The organism is Neisseria bacilliformis (assembly GCF_014055025.1).
Lineage (GTDB): Bacteria > Pseudomonadota > Gammaproteobacteria > Burkholderiales > Neisseriaceae > Neisseria > Neisseria bacilliformis.
This window is the reverse complement of record NZ_CP059571.1, coordinates 2,305,518-2,320,003: the sequence shown is the minus strand read 5'-3', so window position 1 is coordinate 2,320,003 and position 14,486 is coordinate 2,305,518. Positions and strand designations below refer to the sequence as shown.

Here is a 14,486-nt window from a genome sequence, read left to right as displayed (position 1 = left end):
ACTAGATTTATATTTGGGGCTGTCCTAGATAACTAGGATAAATTATCTCTTACCAGTTGTTTTAAAATAGAAATTTGAACTTTGATTTCACTGTTGTTAAAACGCCATTCGCACTCCTTCAAATACAGCTCAAAATGCTCTTTCGGAATGCCGTTGAACTTACGCAAATGCCATTTTGCCTGACTCCAAAAGTTCTCAATTCCATTGATGTGGTTTTGCTTTTCAGCAAAATGCGTACTGTGGTTGATGCGGAAATGGTTAAATTCGCTCACGTCCAATACGTCAAGGCTCTTATAGCAATCGGTATAAACGATGCTGTCAGGCGTAACCTGCTCGCGGGTAATCGGTAACAGGGGTGCCGTCTGTGTTATTGGGTACGGCAACAGTGTAAACCTTGCCGTTGCGCTTCAACAGCCCGAATACTGCGGTTTTCCCTGCCGCGCCGCGACCGCGTTTGCCTTTGCGGTGTCCGCCAAAGTAGCTTTCGCCTGCTTCCACTTCGCCGTCAAACATTTCCAGATGGCAGCTGTTTTGGTAGATGAGTAGACGTAGCCGATGGAAGTAATAAGCAGCTGTGCTTTTGTTGACATTTGCCAATTCGGCAGCTGTACGGGCGGTTACGCCTGCTACGAATAGCTCAATTAGTTTGTTTTGTTTGTGCTGGCTCAGACGACTTTTTCTCATAAGGGAAATTCTAACTTAAACGGAATTTCCTGAGTTATCTAGGACAGCCCCTTATATTTTTAACCCCAAGCGGGAGTGCGCCCGCAAGGGTGTTCTCCCGCATTTTTTCGGAGGACATCCATGAACGACCGTACCACCCCTGAAAACCCTTTGGTCTTCGCCCCTTTCTGCAACCCACAGACACGGGAAACTTACCTGCTGCTGGGCTTGCCAGCGGAACGCAAAGACGAATGGGCGTTTTACTGCAACGACGAATACGACCTGCCCGTGCCGGATGCCCACATTGTCATCAATGCGCAGGCACTAGCCGATGTGCTGGCTGTCTATTCGCAATATCCCGAAACCTTCGGCAGTGTTTCCATCTCCATCAGCATCGGTTCGTCCGGCTACGAAGGCAAAATACGCCGTGAAGAGTTGAAAATCGTTATGGCGAGATACATCGATACGTTCTGTTCCGACATCGAGTTTGTCAATGATTGAAGCGGCAGCACCTACTGGCTGGATGCCGACAGCTACTGGCCGGTATCCAACGGGGAAATGCCGGCTTATCTGGCAGATTTGTTGGGCAATGGTTGTTGATTTTTCAAACTATGGGGCGTTTCTGCGGAAACGTTTCCCTTTCTCACAAGAGAGGCCGTCTGAAATTTCAGACGGCCTTTTTGTTGCCCATGCGTTATAAAAAACATCAGACACTTGGCATGATATATATCATGGTTTATACTAATATCAGATTGTAATTTTTTAGGAGACTCAATATGCAGACAGCTAAATTGTTTAACAATGGGCGCAGCCAAGCAGTTCGTTTGCCTGCCGCTTTTCGTTTTGAAGGTGGGGAGGTATTTATCCGCCGCGACGAAAAGACGGGGGATGTGATTTTGTCCAAGCATCCATCCGACTGGGCAGGTTTTATCGGCAGTTTGCAGGCTGCCGGAGTAGAAACGGATACCGACCCATTCGTCCGCCAGCCCGAAGATGCTGCTCCGAACCTGCGCGATCCTTTTGAAGGCTGGCAGGAATGAAAAAATATCTGTTGGATACCAATATCGTCAGTCTTGCCGTACGTGGCAATAATCATGTTTTGAAGCATCTGACAAGCGTGCCGATGTCCGAACTGTGCATTTCCGCCATTACCCATGCGGAACTGATGTACGGCTTGGCCAAACGCCCAGAAGCACGACGGCTGCACCGGCTGGTATCCGAATTTCTGCTAAGGGTGGACGTATTACCATTTGATACGGCAGTAGCAGAGGTTTACGGAACATTCCGAGCCGGTGTAGAAGCGTCTGGTCGCAGTCTGTCTGCGCCAGATATGCAGATTGCCGCGCACGCACACGGCATCGGAGCCGTTCTGGTCAGTAATGACCGCGCATTTTCCTATATACATGGACTGTCGGTGGAGGATTGGTCGTCAGATGAAGAATAAGATAAGCGTTATGCTTTATGGCTTATTAAGACTATAATAATCAGCCTAGCTTATTTAAGCCTATTTGAACGGATTTATTACCCTACTTTCCATACTGGCTTACAAAGCATACCTAAATCAGACAAGAGAGGCTATGGGAGAAAAATCCAAAATGTCCGAAATAAACAAAATCGCTCGGATTTACTGCCGGGTTTCAACCGAGGAGCAGGACTTATCCCGCCAACTCGGGTTGAAGAAGTGGGCGGAATTGCGCGGTTTCTATGTAGCCAAGGTTTATGCCGAGAAAGCCAGCGGTCGCCATGCCGACCGACCGCAACTTTTGGAGATGATTAAAGACCTGCAAGCAGGCGAAATCGTGATTGCCGAGAGTATGGACAGGTTAAGCAGACTGCCGCTGGTCGAAGCCGAGGCACTGATTGCCCAAATCAATAACCGTGGCGCACGCCTGCTGTTACCGGAAGTGTTGGACTTGCCAGCCGTCAAGGCGGCAGAGGACAGCATGGAATCGATTGTGTTCAAATCTATCCAAGACTTGTTACTGAAAATCCTACTGAAATCGGCCAGCGACGATTATGAGATGCGCCGCAGCCGCCAGGCAGCGGGCATCAGTCGAGCAAAATCAGAAGGCAAACAATTCGGTCGCAGAATCAGCCAAAAGCGAATTGATGATGTCATCAGCTGCCGCAAACAGGGTTTGTCTATCAGCCGCACGGCCAAGATTTTGGAATGCAGTGAAGCAACGGTCAAACGCATCTGCAAGCTGGTTGCAGACGGGAAATACAGCGTATCAAAGGTATAACGAGGCTCAGCCGCCCAGAAAATTCAGGCTGCCCACATCGGGGCAGCCTGAAAACAAGGCGGAATGCCTATGCTATGGTCGTTCGGCAATATCCTTACTTGGACGGAAGCAAAGCGACTGTCGCGTTTTGTCGCAGTTGCGCGAAGTGAACACATAGCGTTGGGAAGAATATTTCGGATAGTCGGGATTGCGGCGGATATAGCCCCATTCGAGCATTTGCTTGTGCGATGTGCCTTGGTCGTAACAGGTAACGCAATGGTTGCCAAAGCGGTCTCCGCCCCCAGTTTTTGCGATAACCTTGTCGGTATTATGGTTCAGTTTCTGAACGCCATCGTCCACTTTGGTCGCTACCTTGTTCAGCGGATTGTCTGACCAGTTGACACTGCCATCGGAATTGGTTGAGCAAGCGGTCAAAAGGATAGCGGGCAGCAATGCGAAAAACAGTTGTTTCATAATGGAACTCCTTATCTAGCCTAACGGCTGTGGTGTTGGTGAAACATTTCTTGGACAAAACCATTGTCCAAATGAGTATAAATTTGCGTGGTGGCGATACTTTTATGCCCGAGCAAAATCTGCACGAAACGCAGATTATGGGTTTCGCGGACAAAATGGGTAGCACAGGAGTGTCTGAGGCTGTGCGGTGTGATATGCATTTCTTCGCCCAAGCGGGCGGCTACCATTTTATGCAAGGACAAACGGATACTGCACGGGCGCAACATTTTACCGCCACGACCAACAAACAAATGGTTGGTTCGGATATTGACCGCCGACGCAGAACGCTCTTTCAGGTAGGCACGAATGCGTTTGGCTACGGTGTCGGTTATCGGTACTAGGCGGGTACGCTGCCCCTTACCTATTACCCGTATCTGACGTTCAGCAAAATAAACGTCGGTCATCAGCAGATTGCTAACTTCGGAGATGCGCAGCCCCGAATAGGTCATCAGTTCAAAAATACACAAATTGCGTAGATACATCCAATGGGGCTGTTTTGGCAGGCACTGCGGATTGTCAAGCAGTTTGTCCAGCACCGACATATCTACTGATTTAGGTAATGTCTCTGGCAGCTTCGGCAGATCAAAACGAAAACGGTCGTAAGACAAATCCAGCACGTTGGCTTTGACCAGATAAGCGATAAAACTACGCCAAGCACAAATATAGCGGCGTATGGTGGTCGCTTTCAATTCGGGATTGTCTGCCTGCTTCATGGTAATGGTTTCCATCATGACAATTTCGGTACAGGCCGTCTGAAAATCGGCAACCTTGTGTTTGGCTGCATAGTCACCAAGCCGCGAAACAAACTGTCGCAGGTTGCTGCGGTAGCCCTCGATGGTTCCTTCTGAGAAACAGCGAGAACGGCAGTGGTCAAGAAAACCGTTGATGTGTTGATGCAGTTGTTTTGAAATGTTAGACTTTAACATGATGCTTTCCTTATAAAAAATTAAAGAAAAGGCGGCAAATCCGCCATCATGAAGTCTAAAAGCAGTTATGGAATGTGTCAGCCGCAGCCGGTTCAGTACGAATTGGAAACATGGGACTGGTAAGGGTCGGAACGCTTGGGAACCGTTTGTTTGATGCGGATTTCGGGTGTTGCGGAAATCGCAACAGTTTTGCTGCCGGTTCGGTTTAAAGGCAGATTATTTCTTTCCCTGTTTTTGAACTCCCGAAACAGTGCCGACACATTGGACACATAATTTTGGGTCTCGGCAATCGGCGGAACACGGTATCCCGCTTTAATTACCCGTCCGGGACCGGCATTGTAGGCGGCCAGAGCCAAATCTGTCCGGCCGAACTGGCCGAACATCCGCCTCAGATAACGCGCACCCGTACGGACGGAAACTTCCGGCACAAACAGTTTTGCAGGATCGATGTTCAAGCCCCTAGCCGTTGTTGGCATTACCTGAGTCAGACCGGAAGCCTGTTTCGGTGAAACCGCTTTGTGATTGTAATGGCTTTCATAGGCGATTAGAGCTTTGAGCAGTGCTGGCTCCACCCCCTCTTGTCGGGCAATCCGTTCGATGGTTTGGTGGTGTGCCCAATAGTTTGCAATCATCGTCCGGCAGGCGGCCGATTTGGATCGGCCTTTCAGGCAGTCTGAAACCTTGTCGGCAAAGGCAGAAGAGTTAATGCTGAAAAATATGGCAAAATAACCCAAAAGCAGCTTGAATTTTGACATTTTTTTATGATCCTTTTGGAGGAATATATGATTGATGATTCTGATGATGATATGAATCCTATGTATGATTATTGGCCAACAAATTTCTGGCACAAAACTGAATGGTCTTTTCACAATAAAGATAACTGTAACCAGTTTTTGGAATCTGGAAGAAATAACTTTTTTATTGAGTTTTTTAAGCGTAAACACTGGATAAGACGTTGCTTGGTAGCTGTGTCAGGTTTAATACTTGTCTATCAAATTGAAAATTCAATCCTGTTGCAGATTATTGCTTTTTTGCCTTTTGCTATGCTGATTGTAGTCATGGAAGTGGCTTGCAGAAAACGTGTGCAATAATACATGGCGGAATTATTCATATTTCAGACAACATTTCTCACGAGTAATCGGTTATGAAAAATAAATTATTGGTTTTATTGACCATGTCGTTTTTTTCACTGTCACATTCGGCTGTTGCAAAAGGATCTCAATCCAATAATTCGGCGGTGGACACAATCAAGCGTCTTTATGTACAAGATGGTTTTCCACCCTATCAGAATAGGCATGATGCATTTACACCGGCATTGCGGAGACTGCTTGAACTCGAACAGCAAGCATCCGAGCGACTGCAAGAACCTGCTTGTTTGGATTACGATATTGTGTGGGGTAGCGGGGAGGTTGATGACGTTGTCGTTAGAAAAAGCATACGTATCCAACCTCAAGCAAACAGCTTGGTCAGAGTCAGCTTTAATCGGACAAGCAAAGATGAAACCCCCAATATTACCTACTACAAAATGTCTTGCAATCGTGCTGGATGCCTAGTAGCAGATATTTTATCAACCGAAAAGAAATATTCATTACGCGCAGAATTGTCGCAATGTCTTAAAAGCAAATAGGCATATTTATCTTATGTATAGTTCTTTGATTTCTTTTTCCCGTGCTGATATTTTGTTATTTGTACAATTTAAACCGATAATACTTGCAGCCGTCCCGCCAGCATCTGCTGCAATAGCAGCGTAACAATCGGCTTCTTTGAATCGAACCCAAGCTCTTTGTGCATTTATTAAATTTTTTCGGTCTGCTTTGGGAAGAGTTGAAAGAGCCAAATGGTATGTATTGGTCAACCGGTCGTTAAGCATTTCGTTTTGACTCACAAGGCATGATTTTATTTCTGTCGTCACTTTTAAATGATTACAGTCCGCGTAAGCATTCAAAGTAAGAAAAATCCCAACTAGAAAAATTTTCTTCATATACTTTTCCCTATATTATTTACTTAACCTTAACGCATCTTGTACTTCACTAGCATAACGCGATTTGCCATTCGGATGGTACTGGGTTCTTCCGTCGTAAATTAATTTAATTTGCTCTTCTGGTGTCATTTGTGAAATATTACCCGAACTAATTCTTTTGATTAAAGGCAACAAGCGGGACACTACACCTCCGTGCTGGATGGAACTGCTGAAAACCGCCTCTTGTACACCGCGATTGCTCAAATCAAAACCTGCTTTTGAGTATGCGTCACGAGCAGGGGCATACCATAGATTTACCGCACTTTTTTGTTGCGCCGCTTCAAATGCCGTTGCATCTTGTCGCGCCAACTCTTTCCATTTGGCATTAAATTGTGCTGTTCCAGGAGTCATTCCTGAAAATTCTTTTGCTATATGCGGATTGTCAGAGAAAAACTGCTGCAATCCTCCTTTTGCTGAATTGAATTGATACTTTCCATAAGCCCATCCAGCAGGGTTGCCATTCTGGTCTACATCACGATTTGTACTACCGATGTCTCCTTCATATTTGGCAGAGACAATTCCAATGCTAACAGAGGATTGATGATTAGGTTGACCGAAAGTGGGTTGCGCGAAATGCTGTTGCATTTGCGGGCTTTCTAAAATGGTAATAGTGGCTTTGCCTTGGATATACTTGTCATTTGGAACCATGCGATCGCCTTGGTAATAGTCAGAGACCCAAGCACCTTTACCATCGTTGAGGGACTGAACCCATACACAGATATGACCGTGTTCATCACCGCCTTTTCCGTCTTTAATACCGATTCCATGTGGGGAAATCAAAGCAACCTGACCATCCCTAGGTGTATACCCCGGAATATTTCCCTGACGGTCAGATACTTCGCCACTGGCAACGACTTTCCAGCCATAATGATTTTGCAATTGCTTGCCCATATCTTGTGCGTTACCATGTTTTCGGTCATCGATTAAATCAGCAGTTCCCAAAATCAGAGCCGTGCCATTAGCGCACAAACCAATTCCCCTTTTATTGGCAATATGGTCAGGGGTATGAATCAAACGATTGGGATCAGTACTGTATTGCTCTCCTGTAATTCTTTTAATCATATCAGCAGCTTTTTGCATACCGTTATGGGAAGAATTGTTTTCTGTATTTGCGTGGGTGGTTACATTGACTTTATCTATTTCATGTGACTTTTCCATAGGATTGTAACCAAGAATTTTTTCAATAGGCGTACCATCAATTGTTTTACTGCTATCTGACATATTGAAGCCGCTCAGTAGTTTTTGATTTTCTTCCATTTGCTGCATTCTGGCGTTCAAATCCGGATCTACGGTATTAGACATACCGGCAGTACCACCATCGTCTGCACCAAAGGCTGATCTGATGGTTTTGCCTAAGCCGCTTGATGCAATATCTAATGTACCGGCAATTGCGCCAAATCCGGCTCCTAAATAATCGCCCTGATCCCATTGTTCTCCGGCATTTTTCCACGCCTCGAATCCGTCCGCATAAACCAGATCATCTGATTTCTGCATCACGCTTCTATTGTTGTAGTCCTGCATAACTTTATTATTGAATTCAACCATTTCTGCTACTTTTGCACGGTTGTACTCCAAAATTTTCTGATGTTCTCCCGGAGTCAGTCCGTTAGAGTCGCGTGTTTCTATGCTGCGTGGATCACCGAAAGACGAAGAGGTGTGCCCCTGCGAATTGGCGGCCTCCAACTGTTCTTTGTTATCTAAGGGGGTTTGGAAGTTGCCGAGCGTTCCTGCCTGATTGGCAGAAATCTGCTGGTCAATCGCTGCCTGATTATCAACACGCATGGCGTGGCTCTGTTCCTGTACGGCCAAGGCTCCCTGAGCCATGTTGGCATAGGCTTGCGCATGTCCGGCAGGATTGGCGGCGGCCAATCCTTGGATGGCTGCCAATGCGGCGGTGCGCTCGCTTTCCGAACCTGTGGACAGACTGGTCAGGGTATTGAAATATGCGCTGCTGTTGCTGCTGGCAGCCTGCAAGGCCGAACCGGCGGCTGCATCGTATTGTCCGGCGGCGGACGCGCCTGCCGACAATTGCTGTTGAGCCAGCACCGCATCATTAGATACCAGAGAAGCAAAACCGGTACGGTTGATACTGGTGCTGAAACCGTGGCTGACGCTTTCACTGGTTGCCTGCTCGATACTGCGTGACTGCTCGCGGGCATCCGACAGGCTTTGGCTGATGGAACTGCTCAATTGGTGCGAATTCATGGTACTAGACGAGGCTTGGATACCCTCGGTATTGCTGATATTGGTTCCTTGTGTCATGACGTGGGTATTACCCTGGCTATCGGTATACCGGACATTATCACTTATTTCCCCAGATGCACCGATGCTGACAATTTTATTACCACTAATGCCTAAGGCAAATTTTTCGTTTGCTGCTACTGCGTGCTGTCCTTCGTATGCAACACGCGCAACGTCTTGCCCATCTACTGTTTGCGCATAAACAATCCCCGTCTGCGTTACTTTGCCGTGGCTGTCTATTTGTGCCAGCGTCCTGGCCTCCATAGCCCCTTCCATCATCTGCACTTTGGCCGCAGCGGCGGTTCGTGCGCTGTCAATGGCCTCTTGGCTTGTTTGCAGGCTGATGGTGGCCGGATTGGTGGCATCGGCGTTGCTCATGATGTTTTGGTTAAAATTCTGCATACTCAAAGTGCCGCCAGCCGAACTGTTCGCAAGCATACGACTCATGCCGATAACCTCTGACTGATCCAGCGGCGGGGCAGCTTTGGTTTCGTCCACATAATCCTTGCCCACCATATTCGCACGCTGTGCCAGCTGCACCAGCCCGTAAACCGAACCGGAGAGCAGCGACAGCATAATCAGCGGTGTCGAAGCCATCATGGTCGAGGCTGAGGCGAGCATGTCCTGCGTGCCGTCGAAGATGTTTTGGATAACGGCAGGCGAATACACCTGCAAGGGATTGTCGGAGGCGGAAATGGTCATAATCAGTTCGCGCATCCGGTTGTTGTAGCTTTGCAGCATGTAGTAGGCAATCGCGCTGTTGAGCGGCAGCCAGGAATTGACCCATGCGGCAAACAGCAGGTAGCTGCCCAGTACCCGAATGCCGCCCCAACCCATAACCAGCACGACAAAAATCACAATCGGCGACATCACGATGTATATGAACATCAGGATGTTCATGCCGTGTCCCATAAAATTCTGGTAGAGCGAGGCCTCGCCAGCGGCATCTACCGCTGCCCGGTTGCGGGCTTCGGTCATCATATACGCCTGTCGTGCGCAGTTGACATCATTGCCGCCCAAACACTGCTGCACGATGTGTGAGAACACCATATTGGCTTCAATTTCAGCGGCATTAACCGCGTTATAGGCAGTAAACACCTGTGCCAGTGCTGGCGGTTGCAGTTCGCCTTTTTCAATTTCGCTGCGCACCATTTTCAGCAGAATGTCAGGATCGTTCACGCCCATTGCCGCTGTGCTGCGCGAAGCGTTGCCGCCCGCAGCCAGTGCCATTGCCGAGGGAAGCTGATCCAATTCCTCTTGGACGGACTTGTAGCGTTGCGCCAAATCGGTGGTGCTGCCTTTTACGCCGGAAAGGTTGCGGCTGTTGGACGCAGCCACCGCAGTGGGCGAATACTCTTTACCTGGGAGATTGGCCACTTGTTTGAGCATCATCAGCGAGATGATTTTGCCTGCTTGGGCGCAGCCCACCTTACCAATTACTGGCGGCGCGCCTTCTTTTTCAGCGGGCAGGGCGATATTGGTTACCCCGCTCTGCTGCCCGCGTGCCAGCACATTGAAGATTCCACCTTTGTCGGCATCGCCCCAGCGGTCGGACCAGTTGCACACTTGGGAGGCGTTGGCCAGATTGGCCAGCAGCAGGGTGTTGTCTGGGCCGGAGAACTGGTTGCGCAGGCGCAGCACCGTTTTGAGCGGGCTGAAATAGCCTTCCGCACCGTGGGTCAGAAGACCGCCCTGCGGCGCGGCAGTGGACGGACCGGACAGCGAGGAATCGGGCAGTACCTGCATACCGGTGTCGTAAATATCGGTCATTTTTTTGGAAACATAGGAGAACAGTGCCAGCGGATAGGCCACGCCTACTGGCACATGGTCAATTTTGCGGAAACCGACTGCGCCGCCGCTGTTGCCGCCGCCCGCGTCGTAGTAGGAGGCGATCCAAACGGGGGTTTTTGGAATAAACATCGCTGCCACCAGCACAATCATCAGAAAGTTGTTGCCCGGCTGCATGGTGCGGCGGGTAATAAACTGTCCCAGCATCGCACACAGGGCGAGCACCGAACCCAGTATCAGTAGGCTGACCAGCGGCGAACCGCTGCCCATGCCGTTGAAGAACATCGCTACCGCGTTCAGCCCTTTGGCAATCACATCAACATCGCCAACCACCCACAGCGTCATAATGTCCGAAGGCGCATCGGTATCGACGCTTTCGGGCAGCGCGTCAGCACGCGCGGCCACAGCGATAGTCAGCAACAGCAGCGGCAGCCACAGGCGCATCAGGGAATCAGGCAGCCTGAAAAGGGCGGGGTTTCTGGACGGGACGGACATGGTTTTCTCCTGTTCAGGCCGCCTGAAAACCTTTTTCAGGCTGCCTGTGCGTCAAAGCGTTTTTTCAGACGGCCTCACTGTGCTTTCAGGCCGCTGTTGTTGCCGGTCAGTGTCATCGCACTGGTAACTAGGGTAACGAAATTCTGCTGTGCGGCGGCGCGGTAGCTGCTTTCGCCGTAGCGGGCCGTTTCGGCTTCCAGTTTGTCCAGCTGCTGCTTCTGCGCCGGCGACATGGCGACGATTTTCTTGCCGTTGCCCGTGATGTTGGCCGAATAGGCGACGGAAACGGTTTTGTTCATCGCACCGACCAGCTCGGCCGCCATCTGCTCGCCGTAGAATCTGGCCGCCGCATCGGCAGCCTTAACCGCCGTCTGGCTGCCTGCCCTTGCGGCCTGACTGAGCACGTCGGATGCTTCTTTGGGTAACTTTTTCAAAAATGCCTGCTGTTCGGGGGTCAGTGTCTGCGCGTCGTTATCGGCGAAGTAGGCCATCAGCGAGCCGGGCTGGATTTGTGTCGCCACCGAGTCGCCCATCGCATTGCTGTCGCCGTAGGCAGTCTGTTTGCCGATCAGCAGGTTGAGGATGTAGCGGTAGGTACCGGGGAAGGAAGAGTCGGCGGTGGATACATGCTGGCAGCTGTCGGCTTTGCCGGCGTTGAAGTCTTTGCAGCGGTATTGTGTCAACGCAGCATTGCTCGGCGCACCGTTGACCACGTCGGCAAATGTCCAAATCGGGGCGAGATCTTTGTCGGTTTTTTCCTGCGATCCTTTGGTGAATTTCCCGCCAGATGCAGAGGACGAAGCATCAGCACCGGTCAGCAGAATCTGCGTGCCATACAGGCTCATCGCCATTTCCAGAAAACCTTGATCGCCGCCGTAAGGGCGGGTGTCAATAACAGGTTGCGCCCCGCCGAATACGCCGGCCGAAACAAGAGTGTTCATCATGTTGTTACCGTAGTCGGTGGACTGGTCGGCGGCATCGTCCGCGCGGTTGGCGTTTTTGCCCTTGTAGCTGCGGCTGTCGTTGGCTTCGGCAAAGTCTTTTGCTGCACCGGACGCGGCAGCGGAAACGGCTTCCTCGTTTGCCTTGCTGTCATCAGCAGCAGCGGAAGGATTGCGGCTGCCGCGCAGGTAATCAACGGCGGCCGTGCCCAGCTGGCAGGTGTTTTTGGCCGCGCTGTTGATTTTGGTTGTCCAGTCCTGCAAACCAGACATGATGTTCTGGCAGGGTGGACAGAGATTGTCCAAGGCGATTTTGGCCGCGTATCCCGTGCCGTTGGCGATGATGGCGCGAATCAGGTCTTTCAGATTTTTCTCGGAAATCATGGAGAAGCTGCCAAAATAGGCATCGATGCCGCCGCAGCCTGCCGAAAAACGCGGTGGATCAAAGGCCATGATGTTGAAACTGCGTACCGGCGAGCGCAGCGACAAGCCGCCGAGCGTGCCACCGTAGTTGCCGTTCACGCCGGCCGCTGCGGGTGCGGTGCTGTTCCACATTGCATCCATGCCTTTGCCGATGTCCGCACCGGCGGCAGATGCCGCCCACAGCGATGCGGCTAGAATGGAAGGCATATAGCGTTTGAGACCGTCTGAAAATGTTTTGCGTCGGGTATTCATGCGTTTTCCTTTACATCCGATTACGAATCAGTCCGTTGAGCATTCTGACCAGCTCATCGGGATTTTCGGGATTGCGGATTTGACGGCGGGCTTTGGCGATGTCTTGCGGGGTCAGCACGCCGCGCTCTTGCAGTCTAGCCAAGTCGGTCAGTTCGGGCGAAGCCAGCTTCATATCAATGGCGGCCAGCACGATTTTGTCTTCCAGTTCCGACTGCGACATCGCACCGTGAGCAACAATTGCCATCTGCTCCGGCGGAGCAGCCAGCACCACCGCCGGCGTCAGCTTGATGCCCAGCGTGCGGGCACGGTTGCCGCCCATATCAAAACGCAGTTTGTCAGCCGTCATACCGCTGATCACGCCGCCGTCGGTGCTGATATAGCGCACCTGCAAGCCGTACTTTTTCGCCAGCATCTGCACCACGGCGTACTGGCTGTGGCAGAAGCGGCATTTGGAATCAAAAAACAGCCACAATCCGGCCTTGCCGGACAGGTCGCGGATAATGCTTTCCTTGGCTTGGGAAATTTGCGACAAAGCCTGCGCCCGCGCCATCGCAGCAATCGGGAAGCGTACCGATTCGTCCAACATCGGGTCGTTGCGCACCACACGCTCGGAGGCATCGGCGAAATTCATTGACATGTCCACCATCAGGCGCGACATGTATTTGTAGGCACGCACGTTCTCGTCGGTAGGATTGGTCATCGCACGGTCGAGCAGCACCGGCAGCTGGGCGCGTACCCATGCTGCCGAAAACGGTTCGGGGGCAGCCTGAACAGGTGCGGCGGCTGCGGGTGCAGCGGGCGCGGGCTGTGGTTTGGGCTGCTGCTGCGGTTTGGGTTTCGCTGCGGGTTTGGGCGCATCGTCCTCATACCACAGCCAGCCCTGCGGTTTCGCCTTGCGGTAGGCATCGGCGGACGCTTGTCCGGTGACCAGCATCAGACAGGCGGCCGACAGGCAGAGGGCGGTGCGCAGATACGGTATCCGTTTCATGCTTATTTTTCCTTTTCAGCGCGGCGGCAAGGTATCGTTGACCGGCTTTTTCCAGTCGAAACTTTTGGGGACGGTGGTATGGGTGGTCAGCCACGAGCGTACCTGCGAGCGCACCTGCTGTTGTTTCGCGGCGGGCAGTGCAGCCACCGCCTTTTGCGCTTGGCGGGTGTAGCGTTTGTCGGCAGTCGCCGCCAGCATCCACCATTTGGCCGCATCAACCGGATCGGCATCACGCAGCCTGTCTCCTTTGCCCTGATACTGTGCCAGTGCGACCATCGCGCCGGTATGCCAGCGATTGGCTGCCTGCAACAACAGCGGATAGGCGCGGTAGGGGTTTTGCAGACCGCCTCGCCCGTTAAGGATAAACATGCCGTAGCCGTACAGCCCTTCCGGCGCGTTGGCTTTGGCGGCGCGTTCCCAATACTCGGCCGCCGATGCTTCGTTTTTCGCCACACCGTAGCCGCGTTCCAGTATCTGCGCGGTATAGACTTCCGCCGGCCAGAACACGCGCGAAGCAACCTTACTGCGGTAATTCTCGGCAGCCGTTTTGAACAGGCGCAAGGCTTCCGCCCCATTGGCTTTCATGCCGATGCCGTAGTAGTACATCAGCCCGAGATTGTAGGCAGCCAGATAGTTGCCGCCGCCGTCTTTAAGTGCGATGCGGTAGGCTTTGGCGGCTGTGGCTGTATCCGCTCTGCCGGAGAGTCCGGGCAGGCGACCGGTGTGTGCAAGGTAGCCGTACTGCACCGCCGCCCAGCGGTTGCCGCCGTTGGCAGCATTTTTCAGTTCCAGCGCGGCGGTGGTATCGCCGTTTTCCGCACGCTTGGCCAAAGCCAGCGCATAGCTTTGGTCGTTTTGCCAGAGCTGCTGTTTTGAGGGCTGTTTGTTTTGCGTACTGCCACTGCGCGTGCCGTGCAGACCGCCTTTGCCGAAGGCGCGTTCTTGGTCATCAGCCGCCGCCGGTATGCAGACGGTCGCCAACAGACAGAGCGGCAGAATTGTTTTCATCATTTT

14 protein-coding genes and 1 pseudogene are annotated in these 14,486 nt (G+C 51.5%); 6 read left to right on the top strand and 9 right to left on the bottom strand.

Going from position 1 to position 14,486, the window contains the following annotated elements; translation table 11 throughout:
* Positions 1–32: 32 nt before the first annotated feature.
* Positions 33–684 (bottom strand): annotated as a pseudogene (locus H3L91_RS11260) (IS1595 family transposase).
* 120 nt (positions 685–804) lie between these two features.
* On the opposite strand from H3L91_RS11260, the gene H3L91_RS11255 reads away from it, so the two are divergent.
* The 4 genes from H3L91_RS11255 to H3L91_RS11240 all read left to right on the top strand — a co-directional run bounded on the left by H3L91_RS11255 (position 805) and on the right by H3L91_RS11240 (position 2,906).
* Entirely contained in the window at positions 805–1,164 is a 360-nt protein-coding gene (locus H3L91_RS11255; RefSeq protein WP_007341086.1) for a hypothetical protein, read from the top strand.
* 275 nt (positions 1,165–1,439) lie between these two features.
* Positions 1,440–1,703: an antitoxin gene (locus tag H3L91_RS11250; protein ID WP_007341084.1), complete on the top strand. Its 264-nt coding sequence runs from the start codon at positions 1,440–1,442 to the stop codon at positions 1,701–1,703.
* Entirely contained in the window at positions 1,700–2,107 is a 408-nt protein-coding gene (locus tag H3L91_RS11245; RefSeq protein WP_007341083.1) for a type II toxin-antitoxin system VapC family toxin, read from the top strand. The genes H3L91_RS11250 and H3L91_RS11245 overlap by 4 nt, the downstream gene beginning before the upstream one ends.
* Positions 2,108–2,240: 133 nt before the next feature.
* Entirely contained in the window at positions 2,241–2,906 is a 666-nt protein-coding gene (locus tag H3L91_RS11240; RefSeq protein ID WP_007341082.1) for a recombinase family protein, read from the top strand.
* A gap of 72 nt (positions 2,907–2,978) precedes the next feature.
* On the opposite strand, the gene H3L91_RS11235 is transcribed toward H3L91_RS11240, so the two are convergent.
* The 3 genes from H3L91_RS11235 to H3L91_RS11225 form a co-directional block, all read right to left on the bottom strand.
* Entirely contained in the window at positions 2,979–3,359 is a 381-nt protein-coding gene (locus tag H3L91_RS11235; RefSeq protein WP_154647152.1) for a hypothetical protein, read from the bottom strand.
* 20 nt (positions 3,360–3,379) lie between these two features.
* A complete protein-coding gene (locus tag H3L91_RS11230; protein WP_007341080.1) occupies positions 3,380–4,324 on the bottom strand; it encodes a tyrosine-type recombinase/integrase in 945 nt (314 codons plus the stop codon).
* A 92-nt stretch (positions 4,325–4,416) separates the two neighbouring features.
* Positions 4,417–5,079, bottom strand: a complete 663-nt coding sequence (locus H3L91_RS11225; RefSeq protein ID WP_218915625.1) for a lytic transglycosylase domain-containing protein — start codon at positions 5,077–5,079, stop codon at positions 4,417–4,419.
* A 27-nt stretch (positions 5,080–5,106) separates the two neighbouring features.
* Here H3L91_RS11225 and H3L91_RS11220 point away from each other — a divergent pair, with 27 nt between their 5' ends.
* Positions 5,107–5,415, top strand: coding sequence for a hypothetical protein (locus tag H3L91_RS11220; RefSeq protein ID WP_154647151.1), 309 nt, complete (start codon positions 5,107–5,109; stop codon positions 5,413–5,415).
* Positions 5,416–5,468: 53 nt separating this feature from the next.
* Complete coding sequence (locus H3L91_RS11215; RefSeq protein ID WP_154647150.1) at positions 5,469–5,951, top strand: hypothetical protein; 483 nt, start codon at positions 5,469–5,471, stop codon at positions 5,949–5,951.
* A 6-nt stretch (positions 5,952–5,957) separates the two neighbouring features.
* Here the strand turns inward: H3L91_RS11215 and H3L91_RS11210 are convergent, their stop codons facing one another.
* The 5 genes from H3L91_RS11210 to H3L91_RS11190 all read right to left on the bottom strand — a co-directional run bounded on the left by H3L91_RS11210 (position 5,958) and on the right by H3L91_RS11190 (position 14,483).
* Positions 5,958–6,305, bottom strand: a complete 348-nt coding sequence (locus tag H3L91_RS11210; RefSeq protein ID WP_081458550.1) for a lysozyme inhibitor LprI family protein — start codon at positions 6,303–6,305, stop codon at positions 5,958–5,960.
* A gap of 15 nt (positions 6,306–6,320) precedes the next feature.
* The gene (locus tag H3L91_RS11205) at positions 6,321–10,868 is read right to left on the bottom strand and encodes a conjugal transfer protein TraG N-terminal domain-containing protein (protein WP_007341077.1); all 4,548 of its coding nucleotides are present in this window, start codon (positions 10,866–10,868) and stop codon (positions 6,321–6,323) included.
* A 74-nt stretch (positions 10,869–10,942) separates the two neighbouring features.
* The gene (locus H3L91_RS11200) at positions 10,943–12,484 is read right to left on the bottom strand and encodes a conjugal transfer protein TraH (protein ID WP_081458549.1); all 1,542 of its coding nucleotides are present in this window, start codon (positions 12,482–12,484) and stop codon (positions 10,943–10,945) included.
* A gap of 10 nt (positions 12,485–12,494) precedes the next feature.
* Positions 12,495–13,472, bottom strand: a complete 978-nt coding sequence (gene traF / locus H3L91_RS11195; RefSeq protein ID WP_007341075.1) for a conjugal transfer protein TraF — start codon at positions 13,470–13,472, stop codon at positions 12,495–12,497.
* A 15-nt stretch (positions 13,473–13,487) separates the two neighbouring features.
* Positions 13,488–14,483: a tetratricopeptide repeat protein gene (locus H3L91_RS11190; protein WP_169310094.1), complete on the bottom strand. Its 996-nt coding sequence runs from the start codon at positions 14,481–14,483 to the stop codon at positions 13,488–13,490.
* Positions 14,484–14,486 lie beyond the last annotated feature (3 nt).